Annotated in this window: 13 protein-coding genes and 1 tRNA gene; 5 read left to right on the plus strand and 9 right to left on the minus strand. The window is 63.7% G+C overall.

Annotated elements, in window-relative coordinates; genetic code table 11:
• Position 1 precedes the first annotated feature (1 nt).
• Both CVS48_RS01075 and gspG read right to left on the minus strand, forming a co-directional pair.
• On the minus strand, positions 2–484 hold the full coding sequence (locus CVS48_RS01075) for a lytic transglycosylase domain-containing protein (RefSeq protein ID WP_050447264.1): 483 nt from the start codon (positions 482–484) through the stop codon (positions 2–4).
• Positions 474–902 carry a type II secretion system major pseudopilin GspG gene (gspG, locus tag CVS48_RS01080; RefSeq protein ID WP_100852879.1) on the minus strand — a complete coding sequence of 143 codons (429 nt, stop codon included), beginning with the start codon at positions 900–902 and terminating at the stop codon, positions 474–476. The genes CVS48_RS01075 and gspG overlap by 11 nt, the downstream gene beginning before the upstream one ends.
• Positions 903–1,241: 339 nt before the next feature.
• Here gspG and CVS48_RS01085 point away from each other — a divergent pair, with 339 nt between their 5' ends.
• The 4 genes from CVS48_RS01085 to CVS48_RS01100 all read left to right on the plus strand — a co-directional run bounded on the left by CVS48_RS01085 (position 1,242) and on the right by CVS48_RS01100 (position 3,088).
• Entirely contained in the window at positions 1,242–1,904 is a 663-nt protein-coding gene (locus tag CVS48_RS01085; protein ID WP_100852880.1) for a cytochrome b, read from the plus strand.
• 78 nt (positions 1,905–1,982) lie between these two features.
• Positions 1,983–2,058 (plus strand) — tRNA-Gly (locus tag CVS48_RS01090).
• Between the two features lie 360 nt (positions 2,059–2,418).
• Entirely contained in the window at positions 2,419–2,670 is a 252-nt protein-coding gene (locus CVS48_RS01095) for a type II toxin-antitoxin system Phd/YefM family antitoxin (RefSeq protein WP_100852881.1), read from the plus strand.
• The gene (locus CVS48_RS01100) at positions 2,660–3,088 is read left to right on the plus strand and encodes a putative toxin-antitoxin system toxin component, PIN family (protein ID WP_100852882.1); all 429 of its coding nucleotides are present in this window, start codon (positions 2,660–2,662) and stop codon (positions 3,086–3,088) included. Before CVS48_RS01095 ends, CVS48_RS01100 begins: the two co-directional genes overlap by 11 nt.
• 89 nt (positions 3,089–3,177) lie before the next feature.
• Here the strand turns inward: CVS48_RS01100 and CVS48_RS01105 are convergent, their stop codons facing one another.
• Genes CVS48_RS01105 through CVS48_RS01120 form a run of 4 tightly spaced genes read right to left on the minus strand, consistent with a single transcriptional unit; the run spans position 3,178 to position 8,340 of the window.
• Positions 3,178–3,795 carry a sarcosine oxidase subunit gamma gene (locus CVS48_RS01105; protein ID WP_100852883.1) on the minus strand — a complete coding sequence of 206 codons (618 nt, stop codon included), beginning with the start codon at positions 3,793–3,795 and terminating at the stop codon, positions 3,178–3,180.
• Complete coding sequence (locus CVS48_RS01110) at positions 3,785–6,805, minus strand: sarcosine oxidase subunit alpha family protein (RefSeq protein ID WP_100852884.1); 3,021 nt, start codon at positions 6,803–6,805, stop codon at positions 3,785–3,787. Before CVS48_RS01110 ends, CVS48_RS01105 begins: the two co-directional genes overlap by 11 nt.
• Positions 6,802–7,080, minus strand: coding sequence for a sarcosine oxidase subunit delta (locus CVS48_RS01115; protein ID WP_100852885.1), 279 nt, complete (start codon positions 7,078–7,080; stop codon positions 6,802–6,804). Before CVS48_RS01115 ends, CVS48_RS01110 begins: the two co-directional genes overlap by 4 nt.
• Before the next feature lie 15 nt (positions 7,081–7,095).
• Positions 7,096–8,340, minus strand: coding sequence for a sarcosine oxidase subunit beta family protein (locus CVS48_RS01120; RefSeq protein ID WP_100852886.1), 1,245 nt, complete (start codon positions 8,338–8,340; stop codon positions 7,096–7,098).
• A 246-nt stretch (positions 8,341–8,586) separates the two neighbouring features.
• Here CVS48_RS01120 and fdhA point away from each other — a divergent pair, with 246 nt between their 5' ends.
• Entirely contained in the window at positions 8,587–9,783 is a 1,197-nt protein-coding gene (fdhA, locus tag CVS48_RS01125) for a formaldehyde dehydrogenase, glutathione-independent (RefSeq protein WP_100852887.1), read from the plus strand.
• A 10-nt stretch (positions 9,784–9,793) separates the two neighbouring features.
• On the opposite strand, the gene CVS48_RS01130 is transcribed toward fdhA, so the two are convergent.
• The 3 genes from CVS48_RS01130 to CVS48_RS01140 form a co-directional block, all read right to left on the minus strand.
• Positions 9,794–10,786, minus strand: a complete 993-nt coding sequence (locus tag CVS48_RS01130) for a GlxA family transcriptional regulator (protein WP_242001129.1) — start codon at positions 10,784–10,786, stop codon at positions 9,794–9,796.
• A gap of 112 nt (positions 10,787–10,898) precedes the next feature.
• Entirely contained in the window at positions 10,899–12,014 is a 1,116-nt protein-coding gene (locus CVS48_RS01135; protein WP_100852889.1) for an FAD-binding oxidoreductase, read from the minus strand.
• 9 nt (positions 12,015–12,023) lie between these two features.
• The gene (locus CVS48_RS01140) at positions 12,024–13,301 is read right to left on the minus strand and encodes an aromatic ring-hydroxylating oxygenase subunit alpha (protein ID WP_100852890.1); all 1,278 of its coding nucleotides are present in this window, start codon (positions 13,299–13,301) and stop codon (positions 12,024–12,026) included.

The raw sequence follows: 13,301 nt of genomic DNA on the forward strand, positions 1-13,301 counted from the left end.
GTCAACGCTCCGCGTGTTGCGACTGGCGATAGCGAGCGTCGCGCGCCTGGCTCAGTTGCAGATAGTGTTGCCACACGCGGCTCACGTAGCGCTTGCGTGCCGCTTCGCGATTGGCCGCGCCGCCGGCGTTGTACGCCCCGACCGCGCGCCAGGTGTAGCCGTAGCGCTTGACGAAGCCCGCCAGGATTTCGGCGCCCACGTCGATGGACAGACAGGGTTCGTCCAGTAAGCGCTGGCGTGTGATGCCGCGCTTGGCCAGGCCGGGCAGATGGATGCTGTTGATCTGCATCAGCCCGACGTCCTGGGTGCCGTTGGTGTTGTTGTTGATGGCGCGAGGGTTCAGGGACGACTCCACCTTCGCGATCGAATACAGCAGCAGCGGGTCCACGCCATGGCGATCGCCTGATTGCTGCCAGCAACTGGCGGCGGCGGCGGTGGACAACGTCATCCCGACGAGCACGGCCGCCGCCGACTTAGAGGCCATAAACCAGCTCACCGCTGCCTCCCGCCCGGCCTTCCTCGCCGAAAGAAACGACTTCAGCATCCGTGCTGCGCCCGGGCACATTCAAGACATAAGGGCGGCCCCATGCATCAGCGGGCACATCCTTGGCCAGGTAAGGGCCATGCCAGTTGGGCGCGCCCTGGGGCGCCTTCACCAAGGATTCCAGGCCCTGCTCGGTGGTGGGATAGCTGCCCACGTCCAGGCGGTATTGCGTCAGGGCGTCGCCCAGCGTCTTCATTTGCGCCTGCGTGGCGCGCACCTTGGCGCGATCAACCTGAGAGAACAGCTTGGGGCCGACATAGCCCGCCAGCAACGCGATGATCAACAGCACGACCAGCAATTCCAGCAAGGTAAAGCCCTGTTGCAGGCCAAGACGGCGTCGGAAGTTAAGAGTCTTCATGAGTCCACTTTTTCTGATTGAGCGATCACCGCGCTGCGGCAATCTGGAGTGAAGTGCGGGCAGAGGCGAGCATCGTGAGGAACGATGCGGGTCCGAGCGCCGGCGTGACCGGACGCTTCAAAGGCGGAAAAATCTCTACGCAGGCCGGCATATTTCCATGCGGGCGATAGGCCAACAACGTTTCTAAAGAGAGCCTCAATCGCTAGCCGGAGGGGGCTGGGAGGGCTTTAAGAAGTGTTGAGGAAGATGGCGCGGCAACAGGGGCGGCGCTTCAATCTTGCCTCTTGAGCCAGGCCCCGCGGCAAGCGGGAGCAGGCTGGCCCCGCTAGAAGGAAGACCATGCAATCCCCCCACGCCGCCCTGGCTGCACAGGCCACCCCGGCCTACACGAAAGCGCAGATCGCCCTGCATTGGCTAAGCGTCAGTTTGATGAGCATCCTGGTGCTTGCCGGTGAATTGCGCCATCTGCTGACGGCGCAGACGGGCGTATCCATGCGCTCGGTGATGATCGTGCACATTGGTTGCGGCATGGCCCTGCTTGTGGTCACGCTGGTGCGGACGGTGGTGCGCATCACGCGCCGCCGTGCCGTGGGCGACGGCTTCTGCATGCAGGATGCCTGCGCCCACGCGGTGCATCTGTGCATCTACGCGTTCATCTTCGCGTCGTGTCTGGTGGGCTGGGTCATCGTCAACGCCAAGGGCCTTGCCGTGCCCGTGCCCTTCACCAGCCTGGAGTTCCCCCGCCTGGTCTCGGCCGACCCCGCCCTGGTCGCCACCACGGTATGGCTTCACAACATGCTTACCTGGGCGCTGTACGGCCTGCTGGCCTTGCACATCGTTGCGGCGCTTGGCCACCATTACATCTTCCGGGACGACACGCTGGCGCGCATGGCCTGGCGCCGCCCGACGCGCCGGCTTGCCGAACCGCGCACGACTGAACCCAAGCGCGCACGTGCGCCTGCACGCACGCAAACGGCCGGCGTGCATTTTTCAAAAAATTAGGTATACTTCCGCCTCGCTTGCAAAAAAACGGTGTTGAAACCGGTACGGCAAGCGCTGAAGTACTGCAAGAAAAAAACTGCGGGAGTAGCTCAGTTGGTAGAGCGCAACCTTGCCAAGGTTGAGGTCGCGAGTTCGAGACTCGTCTCCCGCTCCAGGATTTTTGTCCATGGAGATCAATAGATTCCGTGGATGTTAAAAAAGGCCAAAACTTTGTTTTGGCCTTTTTTATTTTTTGCACCACCGGCTGCTGCTTGGCTGGGGCCACACCCCTCAATTTTTATTGGCGTCCATTTTCGAAACGCGCGCGTCGAATGGACATGCTTTGCCGCAAAGCCAGTGCCACCCCGGCCGCGCCCAATATCGCCCGTCCCGCTGCAAACCGAAACTCCCCCTATACGTATTGAGATTTCGCCGGAGAGGGCTGCCAAACGCATCGAATCGTTCGATTCAACCCAATTGAATGAATCGAACGACTAGAGTAACCTAGCCTCCACGGACTGTATGAGGAGTCGAAATGCGAACCTTTACTGCCAATGAGGCAAAAACTCGATTCGGCGAGCTGATAGACCGGGTTCAACGAGAGCCGATCCAGGTCACTCGACGTAACCGTGTCGTAGGCGTGATGGTTTCTGCGGAGGACTACCAGGCAATGCGCGCATTCTATGCAGATCGGCTGCGACGCACCCTGAAGCAAACCGCCGAAGAGGCATCGGCCCAGGGCTTGACGGACGAGAAGCTGAAACAGCTCCTGGCCGATGACGATTGAACGCGCTGTCGTCGATACCAACGTCCTGATAAGTGCAGCGCTGTCTCCCCGATCTGCGCCAGCCCAGATTGTGGATTGTCTTCTGCAGCACGCTACGCTGGTATTTTCACGGGAAACGGTCGAGGAACTGGAAACCAGGCTGTGGCGCCCAAAATTTGACCGTTATCTGGACATGGATCGCCGACGTCTGCTTTTACATGACTTCGCCGCAGCGGCTCAATGGATCGATTTGCCTGCGGCGCCCCGGCCAACGTACTGCCGCGACCCCGATGACGATATGTTTATCCATACCGCCTTGCACGGCAGCGCGGAATGGCTCGTGAGCGGCGACAAGGATTTATTGGAAACTCCACCCTCTGATTGGAAATTTGAAATCCTATCGCCAGCGCAAGCGTTAGAAAAATGGCATCAGAAATAAGCACGCTCCAATTGAAACCACGCTTGACAGCGTCAAATCAGTATCATCGCGCCACCGAATTTTGAAGAATGGACCTGCGGGTCCTTTTTTCATGCGCGCTCGTTGCGTTGCGTCGCTGGCAGGTATTCCCGCCCCGCCTCCAACAGCATGCGTCCGACATAGTCCGCGAAGCTGCGGCGCACCACCACTTCGATGTCACCCTCATCAAGCGCACGCACCATGACGCCGGCCTTGAAATAGTGGCTTTGCGCGCATTGGCCGGGGCCGAAGACGCGTGGATGCAGATCCAGCGGGCAGCCTTTTGCCAGCACGTCGCGCGCGTGCTCGCCCGACAGTTCCAGCACCGTGTACCCGCTACTGACATCCACCACGCAGGCGGACAAGCCTTGCAGCACCGGGCGCAACGTTTGCTCAAGCGCGGGGCGCGCGGGTGCCAGCGATTGCAGCCACCATTCATCCGGCCCCATCCAGGCCAACAGGTGTCGGTGGCCATGCTCCACTGTGTTGGGGGCCAGGGGTGGTGCCGTGCCCAACGCGCGTTCAAGCGCCTTCGCGAAGTCTGGCGACCGCGCGTTGCCGCGCAGCACGGCCAGGTCCAGGAATGGCCGCTCACTGATGCGTAAGCGCTCGGAGTCTGGCGTCTCGGCAGTCCGGTGAACGGGCTCCAGGCCCTTCAGGGGCGATTCCAGATAGGTTTCAGTCCACATGCTGGCGTGCTCCTTCGGGGTCGTAGAACACCGGGCTGCCGATCGTGGCCGGCAGGAAGCCGCCGCCAGGCAACGCCACCTCGACCTGCTGCCCCATGCGTTGCAGACCGTCCTGCACCAGGCCAAGCGCGATCGAACGGTTCAAGGTGGGGCTCATATAGCTGGATGTGATGTGGCCGACCATCGGCATGATCGGCGCTATCGGCGCGCGACTCGCCCGGTTCATGATCTGGCTGCCTTCCGGCAGCACAATGGCCGGGTCCCGCGACAGCAGGCCCACAAACTGTTTGCGCTTGTCGCTGGCCGTGTGTTCGCGCAAGAGCGAGCGTTTACCCAGGCAGTCCTTGGACTTGGCGACCATGCCGCCCATGCCCAGGTCCTGTGGCGTCACGGACCCGTCCGTGTCCTGGCCCACGATGATGTAACCCTTTTCCGCGCGCAGGACGTGCATGGCTTCCGTCCCGTAGGGCGTGATGCCATATTCGTGGCCGGCTTCCATCAACGCCTTCCACACATGCTGGCCCAGATTGGCGGGCACGTTGACCTCGTAGGACAGCTCCCCCGAAAAGCTGATGCGCATGATGCGCGCCGGGGTGGACCAGCCGGCACCCGCTACCGTGCCCTCGCGGAAGGTCATGAAGGGAAACGCCGCGTTGGAAAAATCAATGTCGGGGCAGACCGCGCGCAGCACCTCGCGCGACCGCGGTCCCGCCACCGCGAAAGTGGCGAAATGGTCGGTGACGCTGGTCAGGTGCACATCCAGATGCGGCCATTCCGTTTGCAGCCAACGTTCCATCCAGGTCAGCACGCGCGCCGCGCCGCCGGTGGTGGTGCTCATCAAGTAGTGATGTTCGCCCAGGCGCATGGTGACGCCGTCGTCGAACACCATGCCGTTTTCATCCAGCATCAGTCCGTAGCGCCCCTTGCCGACTTCCAGCTTGCTCCAGAGATTGGTGTAGACCCAGTTCAGCAAGGTTGCGGCATCCGGGCCTTGCACGTCGATCTTGCCCAGGGTGGAGGCATCCAGCATGCCGACGCCATTGCGCACGGCCAGGCATTCTCGGGCGACGGCGGCCTGCATGCTTTCGCCCGCCAGCGGAAAATACCAAGGCCGCTTCCAGTTGCCCACATCTTCGAACGCCGCCCCTTGGGACACGTGCCATTCGTGTATGCAGGTCTTGCGGATGGGGTCGAAAAAGTCGCCCAGTTCGCGGCCCGCCAGCGCGCCGAAGGTGACGGGGGTGTAGTTGGGGCGGTAGGTCGTGGTGCCGGTCTGCGCGATGGTCTGGCCCAGCGCGTCGGCCAGCACGGCGGCGCCATTGATGTTGCCCAGCTTGCCTTGGTCAGTACCGAATCCCATGGCGGTATAGCGCTTCACGTGTTCGACTGAGTGATAGCCCTCGCGCACCGCCAGGTGGATGTCGGCCACGGTCACGTCGTTCTGGTAATCAACGAACTGCTTGGCGCCGCTTCCGGGACGCTGCCGGTTTGCTACCTGCCAGATCGGCAGCAGTGGATCTTCGGCGATATCAGTGGTGCGCCACGATAACGGGCTTGCGCCGTTCAGCCCTGCCCGTGTTGCCGCGAGCTCGCCCGCCATGGCGCCGCCATGTAGCGCCTGCGCCAGCGAAAAATCCCCATTGGCCGCGCCCGCGCTAACCTGCGCCTGCCGTGAACCCTCGGGAACAAAGCAGGCCCGGGCATCGTCCCAGCGCGTCTGACCGCCCGACTGCGCATGCAAATGCAAGGCCGGATTCCAGCCGCCCGACACCGCTACCAGATCGCAGGGTAGCTTGGCATTCGGCGGGCCAGCCCGGCCGGCGGTATACGACGCCAACACCACGCCGGACACCTGCCGCCCACCGCGGGCCTGCAGCACCACCGATTCATTGCGAACCTCGATGCCCGCGCTGCGCACCGCATCGGGCAGCGCGCCCCGCCCCGGCGGTCTCGGATCAATCACGGTGACGTTCGCGCCTTGCTCGCGCAGATCAAGCGCGGTGCGGTAGGCGCCGTCGTTGTTCGTATAGAGCACCACCCGCCGTCCCGGCAGCACCGCGTAGCGGCGCACATACGTCGACACCGCCGACGCCAGCATGATGCCCGGCAGGTCGTTATTGCCGAACAACAGCGGCCGCTCGTGCGCACCGGTCGCCAGCACGACTTGCCTGGCGCGCACTTTCCATAGCCGTTGGCGCACGCCCCGACGCTGCGACAGGGGTAGATGGTCGGTCACTTGTTCGCACACCGTCACCAGATTCTGGTCGTGATAGCCGAACGCGGTGCTGCGCGTCAGGATGCGCACTTCCTTCATGGCTTGCAGCTCTGCCTGTGTCTGGCGGATCCAGTCCAGGTTGGCCGCGCCATTGATCAATGCCGGATTGGAGAGCAGGCTGCCTCCAAGTTCCGCCTGGTTGTCGACCAGCATCACGCGGGCACCCGCCATTGCCGCCGCCATCGCCGCGGCCAGGCCAGCCGGCCCGGCGCCCACCACCAAGACGTCGCAATGAGCGTAGCGCTTGTCGTAGTGGTCGGGGTCGGGTTGCCGGGGCGCGCGACCCAGGCCACCCGCTTTGCGGATCAGTCGTTCGTAGTGGGGCCACCAACGCCGGGGCCACATGAAGGTCTTGTAGTAGAAGCCCGCCGGGATGAAGCGGCCCAGCCGCTGGAACACCGCCATGCGGTCGCGCTCCAGGTCGGGCGCCGCATTGACGCTGCTAGCGCGCAAGCCTTCGTAGAGTTCGATCGTGGTGGCGCACGGGTTGGGCACGGTGTGACCGTCTTCTTCCAACTGCACCAGCGCGTTCGGCTCTTCGACGCCCGCCGTCATGATGCCGCGCGGCCGGTGGTACTTCCAGCTGCGCGCCACGAAGTGTTCGCCATTGGCCAGCAGCGCCGAGGCCAGGGTATCGCCCTGACACCCGAAGTACGTACGGCCATTGAAGGTGAACTCGATGGAAGACGCGGGGTCGATGCTGACGCCGCGTGCAATCCGATTGGGCTGCGTCATTTGCGATCTCCGGCCGCGTGCTCGAACGTGTGGAACGCATGGAACTCGTGGCTGATGGTGTCGCGTTCGGCCAGGAACCAGCGCCGGCATCCATGCGCATGCTGCCACTGCTCGCGCGCCCGACCGCGCACGTTCTTGCGCATGAAGGCGTAGTCCGCCCATTGGGCATCCGTAAGCGTGTCGCAATTTGTGGGGCGGACGATATCGGCTTCGCCGCCGCAGGTGAATTCGGTTTCGGCGCGCGGGCCGCAATAGGGACAAGTCAGCATCAGCATGATCAAGCTCCGCAATCAGTGCGCGACGGCGGCGGCGCCGTGCTCATCGATCAGATGGCCGGTTTGGAAGCGGGCCAGGGAAAAAGGCGCATTGAGCCGGTGCGGCGCATTGTTGGCGACCGTGTAGGCAAACACCCACCCGGACCCCGGCGTGGCCTTGAAGCCGCCAGTGCCCCAACCGCAGTTGAAGTACAGCCCCTTGACGGGCGTCGTTGAAATAATGGGGCAGGCGTCGGGCGACACGTCCACGATGCCGCCCCACTGGCGGTTCATGCGCACCCGGCTGAACGCGGGGAACATCTCGACGATGGCCTGCAGTGTGCTTTCTATCAGGTGGAAACTGCCGCGCTGCCCATAGCCGACGTACTGGTCGATGCCCGCGCCGATGACCAGATCGCCCTTGTCCGACTGGCTGATGTAGGCGTGCACGGCGTTGGACATCACCACCGTGTCCAGCACCGGCTTGAGCGGTTCGGACACCAAGGCTTGCAGCGGGTGGCTTTCCAACGGCAACCGAATGCCCGCCATGTCCGCGATCACGCTGGAATGGCCGGCCGCCACCACGGCGACCTTGGCGGCCTGGATATACCCACGGCCCGTCTCCACGCCACGCACTTCGCCGTTTTCGCGTCGAATGCCGGTAACCGGGCAGTTTTCAATGATGTCGACGCCCAGCCGATCCGCCGCGCGCGCATAGCCCCACGCCACCGCGTCATGGCGCGCCACACCGGCTCGGCGTTGAAATGAGGCGCCCAGTACGGGGTAGCGGCAGTCCAGGTTGATGGCCGGCACGATTTCCTTGACCTGCGCGGGCGTCAGCCATTCGCCATCAATGCCGTTGTAGCGGTTGGCGGTGATGCGGCGTTGGGTGTCGCGCACGTCTTGCAGGTTGTGCGCCAGGTTCATGACGCCGCGCTGGCTGAACATGACGTTGTAGTTCAAGGCCTGCGACAGCCCTTCCCATAGCTGCATCGATTTTTCATACAACTGGGACGATTCATCCCACAGGTAGTTGGAGCGCACGATGGTGGTGTTGCGGGCGGTGTTACCCCCGCCCACCCATCCCTTTTCCAGCACGGCGATATTTTTCAGCCCGTGCTCCTTGGCCAGGTAATACGCGGTGGCCAGTCCATGGCCGCCGCCGCCCACGACCACGATGTCGTAGGCACGCCGGGGCTCCGGACTGCGCCAGGCGCGGGGCCAGCGATCATGGTTCGACAACCCATTGCGGATCAGGCTGAACAGGGAATAGCGGCTCATCATGGCTCCTAGGCAGGGTCCCATTCTTCTCCGAAGTCGCGCGCCGCTCCTTCCCCCGTCGGACGGGAACTTGCCTGATCCCGCCAATGGCCGGGTGGCCCGGGCGCCTGTCACGTACCCGCCTGTCGCGTACCCGCTTGTTCGTGTCGCGCCGGGCTGCGTTGCCTGCTATACGGCTTGCCAAAATCGGCCATAGGCGGGCACGGGCCCGCATCCATCCGGCCCGGCCGGCAGGGAGACGCAGACATGGCAGCGAACAGAGGCGTGGTGTATGTGGGCGACGGGCGAGTCGAAGTGCAGTCGATCAGCTTTCCAAAACTGGTGGACCCACGTGGCCGCAAGATCGAGCACGGCGTGATCCTGAAAGTGGTGTCCACGAATATCTGCGGGTCCGACCAGCACATGGTGCGTGGACGCACCACGGCGCAAAAGGGCCTGGTATTGGGGCACGAGATCACCGGCGAAGTCATCGAGGTGGGCCGCGACGTTGAAACGCTGAAGGCGGGCGATCTGGTTTCCGTACCGTTCAACGTGGCCTGCGGCCGCTGCCGCACCTGCAAGGAGCAAGACACCGGCGTCTGCCTGACCGTGAACCCCGCGCGCGCGGGCGGCGCGTACGGCTACGTGGACATGGGCGACTGGATAGGCGGCCAGGCCGAGTACGTCATGGTGCCGTATGCCGACTTCAACCTGCTGCGCTTCCCGGATCGAGACCAGGCCATGGCGAAGATCCGCGACCTGACCTGTCTGTCGGACATCCTGCCGACGGGATTCCACGGCGCGGTCAGCGCGGGCGTCGGCCCCGGCAGCACCGTCTATGTGGCCGGCGCGGGTCCGGTGGGCATGGCGGCCGCCGCCTCCGCCCGCCTGCTGGGGGCCGCCGTGGTCATCGTGGGCGACATGAACGCCTTGCGGCTTGAACATGCTCGCAAGGTCGGCTTCGAAACGGCCGACCTGTCCCTGGACGCCACGCTGGGCGAACAGATTGCGGCGCTGCTAGGCACGCCGGAAGTGGATTGCGCCATCGACGCCGTGGGCTTCGAAGCGCGCGGACACGGCGCTACCGGGTCGCAGTCGGAAGCACCCGCCGCCGTGTTGAATGCCTTGATGGACGTGACCCGGGTTGCCGGCCGCATCGGCATCCCCGGCTTGTACGTCACGGACGACCCGGGCGCCCAGGACCCCGCCGCCCGTCGCGGCAGCCTGTCGGTACGCTTCGGACTGGGCTGGGCCAAGGCGCATAGTTTTCACACCGGCCAGACACCGGTGCTGAAATACAACCGCGCGCTGATGCAAGCCATTCTGTGGGACCGCATCAATATCGCGCAGGTGGTGGGAGTTCAGGTCATCACGCTGGACGCCGCGCCCGATGGCTACGCGGCTTTCGACGCGGGCGCACCAAAGAAATTCGTGATTGACCCGCACGCCATGCTGCCCGCCTGATGTCCCCGCCCTAGCCCCGAATGAAGCGCCGCTCGATGCTGGGCGAACGGCCAAAACGCGCGCGGTACGCCTTGCTGAAATGGCAAGGCGACTGAAAGCCGCAGGCTACCGTCACGCCCATGATGGTCATGCGCGTCTGCAGCAATAGTTCGCGGGCGCGCAGCAGCCGCAACCACAGGTAGTAGCGCATGGGCGACATCCCCAGGTAGTACTTGAACATGCGCTGCAACTGCCGCTGTGACAGGCCGATCTGGCCGGCAATCTGCTTGAACGTCAGCGGGTCTTCGATATGCGCTTCCATCAGTTGGGCCACGTTGACCAGTTCTTCGCGGTTGAACCCCACCCTGGCGACCATGGGAATGTGCTGCGGCTCGGTGGAGGCCCGGATCCGATCCAGGCCGAACTGCTCTGACACGCCGTCGGCCAGCGCCATCCCGAAGCGCTCCGCCGTAATGCCCAGCATCAGGTCGATGGGTGCCGTGCCGCCAGAACTGGTGAGGCGATCGCGGTCGATCGCGAACAGTTCGTCGGTCAGTTCAACGGAAGGGAATTCCTCGCGTACGGCGTACAGGTTTTCCCAGTGCATGGCGCAGCGATAGCCCGTCATCAGGCCGGCCTTGACCAGCGCATAGCTGCCTGTACAGATGCCGCCCAGCGCCACGCCTTGCCGGGCCAGTCCGTGAAGCAGCCTGACGACGGGCTCGCTGACGTGGTCCTGCACCTGTATGCCGCCGCAGACGAATACCGCGTCCCAGCCGTCTTCCCTTCCGGACGGAGCCAGCGGTCCGATCGGCAAGTGGTTGCTGGCCTCGACTTCCGCGCCATCCAGCGTCATGACAGACCAGCGATATAGCTCGCGCCGACTGAGGTGGTTGGCCATGCGCAGCACTTCCACCGCGCCGGAAAACGCAATCATTGAGAAATTCGGCAACAGCAGGAATCCGAAATGCAATGGCGGCGCGCCGGCCGTGTGCCAGGCGGACTCGGGCGTGGGTTGAGGCACGCGCTGAAACACGGGCTGAGATAGAAGCTGAGACCCAGGCTGAAACCCAGGCCAGGACTCAGCGGAAAGGCGCGCGAAAGCTCGGTGCGTAGTCATTGAATCTTGATCCCCATCATTTATCGATGAGCAAATTGCTTAGCGGACGGCTACAGCACAGCAACACCATGCCTTGATCGATCTCGCGCTGGCGGATTCCGCCCTGGTGCCGCATATCCACCCGCCCATCCAGCAAGCGCACCTTGCACGTGCCGCACAGGCCCTGCGTACAAGACGCCGCCAGCCGCAGGCCCGCGTCACGCGCGGCGTCCAGCAAGGGCTGACCGGCCGCGCATTGTATGGTGCGCTGGCTTTTCTGGAAGTGGATGCTGAAGGCGGGTTCGGCCGGGCTTGCCAACGCCATGTCGGTTGCAGCGACGGCCTCGGCGGGCTTGGACAGCGTTTCAAACGAGAAACTCTCTTCGTGATGCCGCGCCATGTCGAAGCCGGCCGACTCCAGCATGCGGCGCACCGACAGCATGTAGGGCGCGGGCCCGCAAACGAAGATCTCGCGCCGCAGGAAATCAGGCGCCATCAGTTCCAGCAGCGGCCGGCTCAGGCGCCCGGTCAGCCCGTGCCATCCTGCATGCTGGCCCAGCGATTCGCAGACGAAGTGCGCGCGGAAGTGGCGCTGGCTTGCCGACAGCAAGGCCAGCTCGCGGCTGAAAATAATGTCGTCAGGCGTGCGGGCGCTATGCACGAACACGGTATCGCGGTCATCGCAGAGATCGCGGTGGGTGCGCACCATGGACATCAGGGGCGTGATACCGGAGCCGGCCGACAGGAAAAGATATCGCGGGGCGGGATGCAGGGCCGACGAAAATTCGCCCGCCGGACCCAGCACCCGCAACACATCCCCCACTTCCAGGCAGTCATGCAGCCAGTTCGACACCTTTCCCCCCGGCACCCGCTTGACCGTGATCGACAAGGTGTGCGGCCGAGTCGGCGGAGACGAAATCGTGTAGCAGCGGTTGAACGGTTCACCGTCGATGTCCAGCTCCAGCGTCAGGAATTGTCCGGGCGAAAACTGAAACGCATGCCCGGCGCGCGAGCGGAAGTAGAAGCTCTTTACATCGGCCGTCTCTTGCCGCACCTGGCAGCACAGCAGGGTTTCCTCGACGTTGCTGTCCCACGGCGAAGGCAGCCGCTGCCAGAAGCCAGGCTGATGGATGCGTAAAAGCGCGTGCGGCATGGCGGCCTCTTAATCCAGGTAGCGTGCCGCCAGGCGGCCAACATACCAATTGCAGAACTTGTCCACCAGGCTCTCGGTGTAAGGCGAATAAGGCCCGGGCTGATACGCCGGGCTGCGCACTCCTTGCTGCGAAAGCTCGACCAGCGCGCGGTCTTGCGCATTGGTGGCGCGCCACACGGCGGTCAGGTTGTCGACGTGGTAGTCCACGTTTTCAACCGCGTCCTTGTGTACCAGCCAACGGGTGCGCACCAGCGTCTTTTCAGGCCCCAGCGGCAGCGCCGAGAACGCCACGACGTGGTCGCTCATAAAATGAAACCAGGCGTTGGGCTGCGTCCATAGCGACAAGCCACCCAGGTCGCGCCGCGACAACCCACCCAACAACTTCTTCGACGCCGCGTTGCCGTCCAGGGTCTGGGATTCCCCGGCAAGGTCCAGCGGCAGCCGCCGTACGCGGTAGCCCGTCACACAGCTGTCCAGCGCTTCAAGCTCGGCCGAGGGCAGGCCGGCGGCCTCCCATTCCTGGCAACGCTCTGCCGATATCCGGTCGAAGTGTTCCATTTGCTCGGCGTTCGCTGGCGATGGCTGATAGCCAAAGCCGAATTCGAACAGCGACACGGTCAGCTCGGGATGGTTCACTGCGCAGTGATAGCACTCGCGGTTGTTCTCCATGGTGAGCTTCCAGTTGCAGTCTTCAATGATGTCGATCTGCGCGGCAACCTTGCAGTCGCGTATCTGGTGCGGCCGCAGGTAGGGTTCGACCTGCTCTCGCATCACCGCGAAGTCGTCCGGTGCGTTCGGATCCAGGCAGATGAAGATCAGGCCGCTCAGGCTCTCGACCCGCACGGGCTTCAGGCTGTAGAGGCTCTTGTCGAACCCGTCGCCCATGTGCTCGGCGTAGGCCAGCTTGCCGTTCAGTGTGTAGGTCCATTGATGGTAGGAACACACCAGGTTGCCAACCGAACCCTGCGGCTGCACGCAAAGGCGCGCGCCCCGATGCCGGCATACGTTGTGGTACGCACGCACGTGCCCGTCGTCGTCGCGAACCAGCACAACGGACTGCCGTCCCACCTCCACCGCCAGATAGTCGCCGGGTTCAGGAATGTCTGGTTCGACGGCCACGAATATCCAGTGGCGCCCGAATATCTCTTCCATGTCCACATCGAAGATGGCTGGACTCAGGTAGAAATCGGCCTCAAGGCTGTAGCCCTGGCGGCGCCGGGCGATCATCGCGCGGACCGAGTCGTCTACAGGCTGGCGAACCACGGGAATCTGCTTGATGAAGCTCAT

This window comes from Achromobacter spanius, assembly GCF_002812705.1.
GTDB classification, from domain to species: Bacteria; Pseudomonadota; Gammaproteobacteria; order Burkholderiales; family Burkholderiaceae_B; genus Achromobacter; species Achromobacter spanius.

Excerpts from the sequence above, each read along its gene's own strand:
- CVS48_RS01075 (WP_050447264.1), bottom strand. The coding sequence starts at position 484 with ATGGCCTCTAAGTCGGCGGCGGCCGTGCTCGTCGGGATGACGTTGTCC.
- gspG (WP_100852879.1), bottom strand. The coding sequence starts at position 902 with ATGAAGACTCTTAACTTCCGACGCCGTCTTGGCCTGCAACAGGGCTTT.
- CVS48_RS01085 (WP_100852880.1), top strand. The coding sequence starts at position 1,242 with ATGCAATCCCCCCACGCCGCCCTGGCTGCACAGGCCACCCCGGCCTAC.
- CVS48_RS01095 (WP_100852881.1), top strand. The coding sequence starts at position 2,419 with ATGCGAACCTTTACTGCCAATGAGGCAAAAACTCGATTCGGCGAGCTG.
- CVS48_RS01100 (WP_100852882.1), top strand. The coding sequence starts at position 2,660 with ATGACGATTGAACGCGCTGTCGTCGATACCAACGTCCTGATAAGTGCA.
- CVS48_RS01105 (WP_100852883.1), bottom strand. The coding sequence starts at position 3,795 with ATGTGGACTGAAACCTATCTGGAATCGCCCCTGAAGGGCCTGGAGCCC.
- CVS48_RS01110 (WP_100852884.1), bottom strand. The coding sequence starts at position 6,805 with ATGACGCAGCCCAATCGGATTGCACGCGGCGTCAGCATCGACCCCGCG.
- CVS48_RS01115 (WP_100852885.1), bottom strand. The coding sequence starts at position 7,080 with ATGCTGATGCTGACTTGTCCCTATTGCGGCCCGCGCGCCGAAACCGAA.
- CVS48_RS01120 (WP_100852886.1), bottom strand. The coding sequence starts at position 8,340 with ATGAGCCGCTATTCCCTGTTCAGCCTGATCCGCAATGGGTTGTCGAAC.
- fdhA (WP_100852887.1), top strand. The coding sequence starts at position 8,587 with ATGGCAGCGAACAGAGGCGTGGTGTATGTGGGCGACGGGCGAGTCGAA.
- CVS48_RS01135 (WP_100852889.1), bottom strand. The coding sequence starts at position 12,014 with ATGCCGCACGCGCTTTTACGCATCCATCAGCCTGGCTTCTGGCAGCGG.
- CVS48_RS01140 (WP_100852890.1), bottom strand. The coding sequence starts at position 13,301 with ATGAGCTTCATCAAGCAGATTCCCGTGGTTCGCCAGCCTGTAGACGAC.